Raw genomic sequence first — 9,045 nt, forward strand, 5'->3', positions numbered from 1 at the left:
CATCCCGCTCTTTGTCAGTTATTGTTTGCTGGTCTTAAAATTGCGGTTGGCTTTGCCAAAAAAACAAAGCTAACCTATGTTTTATATAGTCTAAGTGATTATAAGCGAATCTTAAGTTAGAATGTAATTTTTATTACGTTAATTGACCGGAAAATACTCTCACCTAATTTCAATAACAGATCACTACTAAGGAGACAGAAGGTCATGAGCAAGATTTATGCTCACCTACCATCATCGATCACTCCCTTTTCAGTTATTAGCCAAATTGCCAGAAGAATCCGGATAGTTCCTTTAGTAGTTTTGCTCATATCTACCGTTCCTGCGTGGTTTGTAACAGAAGCGATCGCACCTCAGATTGTGCGAGCTTACACCGCTAGAGTTGACCTGGCTATTGACCGCCTGCCCGATGAAAACTACGAAACCGTTCTCCGGCGAGCGGAAGCAGCCGCTAGGGCAGGTGCTCAACGGAGCTTTGACCAAGATATCTTGGTGACAGATGTTTCAATCATTGTTACCGTACAAAATTATGGATCGATCGCACCAGTTCTGACATTAGAAGTCAGCCGTCCACAATGGCGATCGCGCCCCGATGCTCAAAATTGGGCAACTTACTTCAAAACTGCGCGATCGCTACTTTTCTTTGAAAATAGCTCTAATCCAATTCCAGTTCCAGTTCCAGTTCCAGCAGCTAGCGGTCTGTCAACCCCAAAATAGCGGGTTTAGATTGCTGATACAGAGACAAGTTCAAGCTACGGCGTTCTCACTTCCGTCTCAGATGATCAATTCAACTTACTTATTCCTGACTCAACTGTTGTCCTTGACAGTGGATAGACTAGAATAATAAGGTTGTGAAGAATTGCGATATCTGCTGACATGGCTGTTCCTAAGAAGAAAACTTCAAAATCAAAACGAGATAAACGCCGAGCTACCTGGAGGCACAAAGCCGTCGTCGAAGCTCAGAAAGCTCTCTCTTTGGGTAAGTCGATTTTGACTGGACGTTCTACATTTGTCTATCCAACTGCTGAAGAAGAGGAAGAAGAATCATAATTTCCCAGTCAGGAAAAGCATGAACAGCAGCGATATATTTGATTGGCATAAGTCACCAATCAAACTTCTTACTAATGGATAAATGCTTTTTCTTAGCTTTCTTGATTGGATTATGAATAATAGATACTCTACACAAGCTCATTAGAACGAGAAAAACTGGTAGTGAGTAATTGGGAACATCCATTACCCATTACCTAAAATATCTTGAGAAAACTTATTTTTCTCCAACTATGCTAGGAAAATTTTTTCAGAAACCAGAGAAGGAAGAGAGCGAACGCGTCCCTCCTGGTCAACACTTAGCTAACGGTTTCCCCGTATTAACTTACGGTGAAACTCCCCAAGTCGTTACTGAGGAATGGGAGTTTCGAGTTTTGGGTTTGGCAAAACCTGCTACCTTTAGCTGGTTAGACTTTATGGCGCTACCTCAACACGAATTTACAGCGGATTTCCACTGTGTAACACGCTGGTCTAAACTTGATGTTAAATGGACTGGTATAAAAGTTACAGATTTCATGGGTCTGATTGAGCTAGACCCCAAAGTAGCCCACATTATGGAACACTGCTACGGTGGCTACACTACCAATATTTCTGTAGAAGATTTTATCCGAGAAGAAAACTTCTTTGCCTTTAAAGTCTTTAGTGAAGCCCTTCCATCTGAACATGGTGGTCCCATGCGGCTAGTTGTACCCCACCTCTACGCTTGGAAAAGTGCTAAGTGGATCAATGGTTTGGAGTTTTTAGCTGATGAAGAACTTGGTTTTTGGGAGCGTAATGGCTACCATCGCCGTGGTGAACCCTGGGCTGAGGAGCGTTACAGCAGCGCTTTTAATAGTTAGGAGTTAGGAGTTAAAAATTCATAACTCATAACTCTTAACCCAGAAGTTTTTTGATTAGCGGCAATTTGCCCTCATAAGGAGCGTATCGCCATTTTAAATCCAGCCAAAAGGAGTTTTTCAATACACTTTTGTTATGGGAAAAAGTGTCAAAACTAGCTTTGCCATGATAATTGCCAGTACCGCTATCTCCCACCCCACCAAATGGTAAAGACGATACACCAACCTGCATCACTGTATCGTTGATACAGACTCCACCAGATGAAGTTTCCTGCAATACTCGCTTTTGCAGGTTTTTATTTTGAGAAAATAAGTACAAAGCTAAAGGTTTGGGTTTAGAGTTAATCAAGGCGATCGCTTCTGCAATGTCAGTATATTCAATGATGGGTAGAATAGGGCCAAAAATTTCTTCCTGCATTATAGAATCTTCTAAAGAGACATTATCAATCACTGTGGGGGCAATATAACGCTCTGAAGGTTGAGTTTTTCCGCCAATGATCACTTCACCATCTTCAAGGAACTTAACTAATCTGTCAAAGTGTTTTTCACTAATAATCCTGGCATAATCAGGACTGTTTGCTGGATTATCGCCATAAAATTCTTTTAGGCATTTTTTGAAACCATCTATTAAATCTTTTTTGATTTTTTTATCAACTAAAAGATAATCAGGGGCAATACAAGTTTGTCCAGCATTAATAAATTTGCCCCAAGTAATTCGTCTTAAAGTGTGTTCAAGATTAATCTCAGTATCTACAATACAAGGACTTTTACCACCTAATTCTAAAGTAACTGGTGTAAGATATTTTGCCGCTGCTGCCATAATAATTTTGCCCACGGCTGTACCACCAGTAAAAAAGATGTGGTCAAACTTTTCTGCCAATAGTTTTTGACTTGCTTCCACACCTCCTTCAACTACTGCAATATAAGCTGGGTTGAAATATTTGGCAATAATTTCAGCGATGATATGGGAGGTATGAAAAGCAATTTCGGAAGGTTTGATAATTGCACAATTCCCGGCTGCGATCGCACCTATTAAAGGTGAGATAATTAAGTTAAATGGATAGTTCCAAGGCCCGATAATTAAGACAACCCCTAACGGTTCTGGATAAATTCGGGCTGAATAAGAAAAAAAATCAAAGGACACGGCTACTTTTTTGGGCTTAGTCCAGGTATTGATATGTTTTAGAGCATAATCAATTTCCTTAATTACGCCGATTTCTGTAATGTAAGTCTCCACTTCGGGTTTATGTAAATCTGCTTTTAATGCCTGGATTATTGCCTGCTGAGATTCAATAATTGCTTGCTTAAGAGTTTTAAGTTGCTCAATGCGAAAAGTGATATCTTTGGTTTTGCCACTTTCAAAAAACTCTCGCTGATTCTGGATAATATTGCCAATGTTAGATAATTCAGTGGTCATCATTGTTTTGTCCAATAAAAAACTACTTTTTTAATGCCATTACTGTTAGCATATTTTATTCTTTAAGTTTTAGTATTTAAGTCATTTTTAGAAAATACAAAACTTATCAATTATGCCTGATTTGGCTAAAAACTTTTATAATTTATAACTGATAATTTTCTCGTATTTTTGTGGGTAAAAGTATAGTAAATACACTACCTTTGTGCAATTCTGAATGAAGCAGAATAATGCCTTGATGTGCCTCGACAATTCGGCGAGCAAGGTACAGCCCTAAGCCACTACCAGAACTTTTGTGGCTGCCTTGGCGAAATCGTTCAAATATGGTGGCTTGTTCTTCAGGCAGAATACCTGGGCCAGTATCCGCTATCTCAATACTAATGTAGTCAACGGAATTGGATTTTCCAGAAAACTGAGATTGACTACTTTTGTCAAACTGGCTTTGAAAAGTAAGACGAATATTCACAGACCCAGAGTCGGTAAATTTGATCGCATTGCCTAGAAGATTCGTGAATAGACGATGTAATTCTAAGCGATCGCCCATCACAATGTTTGTACTTGACTCCTCAGTAAAATTTAAATTTAGGGACAGTGTTTTTTCTTGAGCTAGAGGTGCTAATTCTCCAGTCACCTCTTCTAGCAATCGTCCCAGATTAATCGGTTGCAATGCCAAAGTTTTGCGGCCTGCTTCAAAGCGATAAACTTCCAATAAAGTATTGACCATAGAAAGCAGGTTAATATTGCTGCGGGACATGATGGCGATTACTTCCTGCATTTGCGGAGATAATGTTCCCAACGCACCTTGCTGAAATAGCATTAACATCCGATCAGCCGCCACTAAGGGAGTGCGTAAATCGTGAGTGAGACGGGAGACAAAATCTTCTCGCTGACGGGCAATTTCATCACGTTCGTCCATACTTTGCTTCAAGCGCAGTAGTGATCGCACTCGTGCCAGCAATTCATCTAATGTTACAGGTTTGCGGATAAAATCATCAGCACCCAAGTCTAAACCGTGGGCGACGTTGGGCGCATCGTGGGCAGTTATCAGCAATATGGGGATGTATTGCGGCAATTTCATCTCTTTACGAATGTGCTTGGTAACTTCGTATCCGTCCATACCTGGCATCATTAGATCCAGCAGAACCAAATCACAAGGCGATGCTTTCAGTTCTGCCAAGGCCGAAATTCCATTTTCTGCGGTGCTAATCGTGTAACCTTGTTCTTCCAAAATAGTTTTGATTAAAAACACGTTATCAGGAGAGTCATCAACAACCAGAATTTTGTCGGAGTGAGAAGATTGTGAAGTCATATATAGCAATCCGATTTGATTTCTGAAATTATTTGCGTAGGCTGGGAGTGGGGAGTAGGGAAGAAGTCTCTTTGAGTTGTACTGAGTTTGTTCAAAAATCAAATATGAGTCCTATAGATACAAGGTACGAGGTAAAAGTAGATTTTTAGGGAAACTGGTTTATTTGGTATAGTTTTTTAGATATTACTCTTAGGTATACTTTATTCAAAGAAAAAATGCATTTTAAAAACTACTTACCTTTCTAACAGATAGCCACAAGCTAACTGAATTATGGCTCGTAAACTTCTAGAACTGAATACAGAGGATAGCGGTACAACTTTGGTAGCAGTTGAGGCATTAGAAAGATTGGCAGATGAGGAGAGAAGCGATCGCACCCATTTACACAATTTCCACTGATTGAGTGTTAATTTCTGTTAAAATAGTCAATTTTACATCATTCGTAAACAATATTGCATTTAGAGATTTTGCAGTTGCTGCAATTATTGCGTCAGGAAGCCTGATTTTATATTGTTTGCGAAATGCAATTGTTAGATTCTTAATATTATTATCAATACCAATGATTGTAATTTTATTTAAAAAATTAATAATTTGTCTTTCTTCTTCTAGACTGAGACTCGGATAAGAGAGTAATTCAATCTCAGTAATCACTGAAATTAAATATTGTCCTGATGGTAATGGGTTTACTAAGCGACCACCTAAAAAGTACAAGACTATATTTGTATCTAACAAAATTAAAGGTTGTGTCAACTCCATTCATCTCTAATTTGCTGCTGATATTCTAAAGGGTCTTGAGCTAGTTGAATTACACCCGCATACTCGTTTAAATTAAACTCTTGTTTTTGTTGTGATTGATGAGCTTCTAATATCTTCTCAATTTGCTGCCAGTCTTGATAATCAATCAACACTGCTACCGGACGCATGGCTTCATCAGTCACAATTTTTTTCTTAAAAGGTAGCATGATTTTCTATATCAGATACAACGTTTTACTATTTGATCGTAACTCCAAGACAGAAAATCTACGACTATGAGGGTAACTTTACTCTCATCTTTAGGAGCAATATCTGTAAAAAGCCGCTCTACGCCTACGCTCATTTTCCAGAGGTGAGACTATCTAAAACTTGGTATAATTCTGTTGTCGAAGGAATTGCGTAGGCAAAGCCCGTCCTAGACATCGCACTCTCACTTCACTGCTGAATTTTTTCGACTTAATTCCCAGCGCGAGAGCAAGACCATCAAGGCAACGATTCCTAATTGCAGAGCCAAATTAGGCAAAGCGCTGTCAACATCCCTTCCGGCAAGCAGTTGGAAAAAAAAGATGAATGCGCCAATCAAACCAGAAGCACCGAAAGCGATGTAGATAAATTGTCGTAAGCCGCGATATGGGGCTGCCATTTCTGCTTTGAGGCTGGCATATTGTTCAGGCTTAAGTCGATTTTTGGGATTTTGATCTACCATAATTAAATCATGTTATGCTCTTAGATTGTGTACGCAAATGTGGCTCAGTGGTAGAGCAGCTGATTCGTAATCAGCTGGACGTGGGTTCAAATCCCATCATCGCCTTTGATAAAAGTGTTGCTCAATAGTAGAGTTTGACATAAATCAAGCATTTAGCGAAATGGGTGTAATGCTATTTTGACTGGAAGGCGCGTAGTTTACCGCCGTAGGCATCGCACTCTGACTTCACTGCTGGAATTTTTCGACTAAAGTATAAGCAGATAATGAGAAGAGTCTGGAGGCTTAACTCTTGACTAACTAAGCAAATTCGTAGCGATTTTTACCCAGATGTTTGGCACGGTACATTGCGGCATCTGCTTGTTTTATCAAAGTTTCACTGTCTTGACTGTTGTATGGGTAGACACTAATGCCAATACTGGCGGAAACTCTAATTGCATAGCCATCCAAAACAATTGGCTTGTTAATGCTGATTAGAATTTTTTCGGCGATTTTAGCTGCTATTTGGACATTAGGAATTGCCCGTAAAATCACCGTAAATTCATCGCCACCTAAACGAGAGACTGTATCACTAGCGCGTAAAGAGTTGCTGAGTCGCCCAGCAATAGTTATCAGCAAGCGATCGCCCCTCTCGTGACCCAGAGTATCATTGACTTGCTTAAAGCCATCTAGATCAATAAATAGCAGTCCTAGCAGCAAGTTGTGGTGTTGCGCCCAATGTAACGAGTCGTACAATTGTTCGGCAAAAAATTTGCGATTGGATAGACCGGTGAGGGTATCGTGATACGCTAAATAACGCAAGTGATCTTCTTTGAGTTTCAATTCATTGTTAGAACGGAATAGTTCATCAGCATTACGTTTGAGTTGTTCCTCCATCAACTTGCGCTTAGTAATATCTCGCATCACCCCAACTAAAAAGAAATTGCCAGATGAATCTTTGTGGAGCGATCGCTTAGTGGCAATTTGATAAGTTTGACCATCTGCATTTGTAAATTCTTCTTCATTTTCTTGGGGTTGCTGAGTCCGAAAAACCAGATCATCATGTTGTCGAAATACATCGGCTTCATATTTAGGGAAAAAGTCATAGTCTGATTTTCCAATTAACAACTTATTAGAATAGCCGATGAATCGACAATATGCCTCATTTAAAACAATCCACTGGTGTTTTTGATTTTTCACAAAAATTGGATCGGGAATCGTGTTAATTACGTGGTACAAAAACTCTTTGGAACGTTTCCACTCTTCCTGCACATGGGCAATATGACTGGTCATCCAAATAGCTGAACTGCCAAAAGTAAACAATGAAGGAATGATCGGTATCCACCAACCGGACAAGAAAGCAAGGTAGGCACTAAGGGTCAATAGAAAGCAAGAAACTAGGATACTGAAAAAACTCCTAGTTACGTGTCTTATCCGCCATGTGGTAGCGGCTCCCACATAAGACCAGACAAAAATCCACAAGTATTCTACTAAGTTAGTCCAGACTTTGAGTAACGGTCGTCCACCAAGAGCAGCTGAGATTAACTCACTAATAAAATAAGCTTGCAGTTGAATACCAGGTACAGGTTTTGCCGTACCCATCAAACTGCTGGAGTAGGGAATGAATACAAAATCCTGGAGACTGGGTGCAGTGGAACCAATTAGTACAATCCGATCTTTGATTAAGTTTTCTTCGACTTTATCTGCTAGTACATCTCTCATCGATACTTGGTGAAAACTACAGAATTCTCCAGATGAACTTTGACATCTGGGTTTAGGAAAATTAGACAAAATTTGATAGCCTCTATCATCAGCCCCCACATAAGCACCATCATTAGCCTCAAAACGAGTAAATACTGCCTTACCCAATTGCAAATACTCAGGATTGCTTTTTGCTTTGGTGGGAGTAATGTCCTCTGATGTTAAATACAATAAAGCCAGCTTTAAGGCAAAACTTTCGTGTACCTGATTATTAACGTGCCAATACAACAAGCTGCGACGCACTTTACCATCAGGGTCATACAACACGTTGTTAAAACCCACTTGGTTGATATTCAGCCCCAGTGGAGATAAAACATTAGCGTTTTTGTCATTTGCCAATAGTTCAATACCAATTAAGTTTGATATTGACTTATAAGCATTACGTAGTTCCTGATTGCCAGGCTCTACTAGCAAATTTCGGTAGATATCTAAGCCAATAGCACGAGGTTTGTGGACATTTAATTTCTGCAACAACTGGGCAATATTCCGATCTGGAATCGGCCACGAACCTACTTCGTCTAAAGAGGCTTCATCAATTGCTACAATAGTAATACGCTCTTCTATCCCTTCATCTGAACGTAAGCGGAAAAATTGATCTAAAGCTGCCAACTCTAAAGATTGTAATAATCCGATAGAGTGCAAAAGCAGGACGCAGACTGCAATACTAGCAGCAGTAATCAGTTCTCTTTGTCCGCGACTAAGCGATTGTTTCAGTCCAAAGATTAATTTCATAAAATGCTTGCCTAGCTGCTGATTCATTCCCATTACCTAGTAGGCAAAAATATTATAGCGTTTCCTATAGCTATTAACTATCGAACTAACATAGCTCAAATGGGAGCTAAATAGAGTTTATTAGAGTTTTTTCAACTCCCCAAAGTTCTTCAAGACATTGTGGTATTTGTGATGTATTATCATATATTGAGGCTAATTATCTGACCGAACCAGAACTGGGGCTTTTGTAAGTATCAGCACAAATTAAGTATAAATATTGTTGAAAGTGAGTTCAGCGAATTTTACGCCCAAAGCTTTGTCTATTAAAATCGCACAGATTAATGCCGATATTTCTACTTTCAAGAGAACAGTTAATGAACTACGAGGCGTTTAGCGCGCTTACAGCACTTCCGGCTATTATGAGGTACAGTAGCAACAACTAGCAAACCAGTTTCTTAAATGTTGAGGATTTATTAATTCGAGTGCAACTGAGATTAGTTGATCAACCATTTCTGTTGTAGTTGGAGCAAAACTGCGT

Annotated in this window: 10 protein-coding genes; 4 read left to right on the forward strand and 6 right to left on the reverse strand. The window is 39.5% G+C overall.

Annotated elements, in window-relative coordinates:
- Positions 1 to 204: 204 nt before the first annotated feature.
- The 3 genes from ACEW80_RS30780 to ACEW80_RS30790 all read left to right on the forward strand — a co-directional run bounded on the left by ACEW80_RS30780 (position 205) and on the right by ACEW80_RS30790 (position 1,883).
- A complete protein-coding gene (locus tag ACEW80_RS30780; protein WP_373530246.1) occupies positions 205 to 714 on the forward strand; it encodes a hypothetical protein in 510 nt (169 codons plus the stop codon).
- A 159-nt stretch (positions 715 to 873) separates the two neighbouring features.
- Complete coding sequence (gene rpmF / locus ACEW80_RS30785) at positions 874 to 1,047, forward strand: 50S ribosomal protein L32 (protein ID WP_012407602.1); 174 nt, start codon at positions 874 to 876, stop codon at positions 1,045 to 1,047.
- 230 nt (positions 1,048 to 1,277) lie between these two features.
- The gene (locus tag ACEW80_RS30790; RefSeq protein ID WP_373530247.1) at positions 1,278 to 1,883 is read left to right on the forward strand and encodes a sulfite oxidase-like oxidoreductase; all 606 of its coding nucleotides are present in this window, start codon (positions 1,278 to 1,280) and stop codon (positions 1,881 to 1,883) included.
- Positions 1,884 to 1,917: 34 nt separating this feature from the next.
- Here ACEW80_RS30790 and ACEW80_RS30795 read toward each other — a convergent pair whose 3' ends face one another.
- The gene (locus tag ACEW80_RS30795; protein WP_373530248.1) at positions 1,918 to 3,300 is read right to left on the reverse strand and encodes an aldehyde dehydrogenase family protein; all 1,383 of its coding nucleotides are present in this window, start codon (positions 3,298 to 3,300) and stop codon (positions 1,918 to 1,920) included.
- 139 nt (positions 3,301 to 3,439) lie between these two features.
- Positions 3,440 to 4,603 carry a response regulator gene (locus tag ACEW80_RS30800; protein WP_373530249.1) on the reverse strand — a complete coding sequence of 388 codons (1,164 nt, stop codon included), beginning with the start codon at positions 4,601 to 4,603 and terminating at the stop codon, positions 3,440 to 3,442.
- 270 nt (positions 4,604 to 4,873) lie between these two features.
- Here ACEW80_RS30800 and ACEW80_RS30805 point away from each other — a divergent pair, with 270 nt between their 5' ends.
- Entirely contained in the window at positions 4,874 to 4,999 is a 126-nt protein-coding gene (locus tag ACEW80_RS30805; protein ID WP_373530250.1) for a hypothetical protein, read from the forward strand.
- On the opposite strand, the gene ACEW80_RS30810 is transcribed toward ACEW80_RS30805, so the two are convergent.
- From ACEW80_RS30810 to ACEW80_RS30825, 4 genes are all read right to left on the reverse strand, one after another.
- Positions 4,982 to 5,356, reverse strand: a complete 375-nt coding sequence (locus tag ACEW80_RS30810; protein ID WP_373530251.1) for a type II toxin-antitoxin system VapC family toxin — start codon at positions 5,354 to 5,356, stop codon at positions 4,982 to 4,984. The genes ACEW80_RS30805 and ACEW80_RS30810 overlap by 18 nt on opposite strands.
- A complete protein-coding gene (locus tag ACEW80_RS30815; RefSeq protein WP_373530252.1) occupies positions 5,347 to 5,538 on the reverse strand; it encodes a hypothetical protein in 192 nt (63 codons plus the stop codon). Before ACEW80_RS30815 ends, ACEW80_RS30810 begins: the two co-directional genes overlap by 10 nt.
- 245 nt (positions 5,539 to 5,783) lie before the next feature.
- Positions 5,784 to 6,059, reverse strand: a complete 276-nt coding sequence (locus ACEW80_RS30820) for a DUF3493 domain-containing protein (RefSeq protein ID WP_373530253.1) — start codon at positions 6,057 to 6,059, stop codon at positions 5,784 to 5,786.
- 297 nt (positions 6,060 to 6,356) lie between these two features.
- The gene (locus ACEW80_RS30825) at positions 6,357 to 8,555 is read right to left on the reverse strand and encodes a CHASE2 domain-containing protein (RefSeq protein ID WP_373530254.1); all 2,199 of its coding nucleotides are present in this window, start codon (positions 8,553 to 8,555) and stop codon (positions 6,357 to 6,359) included.
- Positions 8,556 to 9,045: the final 490 nt, after the last annotated feature.

It is taken from the genome of Nostoc sp., from assembly GCF_041747015.1.
In the GTDB taxonomy this organism is placed as follows: domain Bacteria; phylum Cyanobacteriota; class Cyanobacteriia; order Cyanobacteriales; family Nostocaceae; genus Nostoc.

Bases quoted from the DNA above. Each gene is read 5' to 3' on its own strand.
- ACEW80_RS30780 (WP_373530246.1), top strand. From the start codon at position 205: ATGAGCAAGATTTATGCTCACCTACCATCATCGATCACTCCCTTTTCA.
- rpmF (WP_012407602.1), top strand. From the start codon at position 874: ATGGCTGTTCCTAAGAAGAAAACTTCAAAATCAAAACGAGATAAACGC.
- ACEW80_RS30790 (WP_373530247.1), top strand. From the start codon at position 1,278: ATGCTAGGAAAATTTTTTCAGAAACCAGAGAAGGAAGAGAGCGAACGC.
- ACEW80_RS30795 (WP_373530248.1), bottom strand. From the start codon at position 3,300: ATGATGACCACTGAATTATCTAACATTGGCAATATTATCCAGAATCAG.
- ACEW80_RS30800 (WP_373530249.1), bottom strand. From the start codon at position 4,603: ATGACTTCACAATCTTCTCACTCCGACAAAATTCTGGTTGTTGATGAC.
- ACEW80_RS30805 (WP_373530250.1), top strand. From the start codon at position 4,874: ATGGCTCGTAAACTTCTAGAACTGAATACAGAGGATAGCGGTACAACT.
- ACEW80_RS30810 (WP_373530251.1), bottom strand. From the start codon at position 5,356: ATGGAGTTGACACAACCTTTAATTTTGTTAGATACAAATATAGTCTTG.
- ACEW80_RS30820 (WP_373530253.1), bottom strand. From the start codon at position 6,059: ATGGTAGATCAAAATCCCAAAAATCGACTTAAGCCTGAACAATATGCC.
- ACEW80_RS30825 (WP_373530254.1), bottom strand. From the start codon at position 8,555: ATGAATCAGCAGCTAGGCAAGCATTTTATGAAATTAATCTTTGGACTG.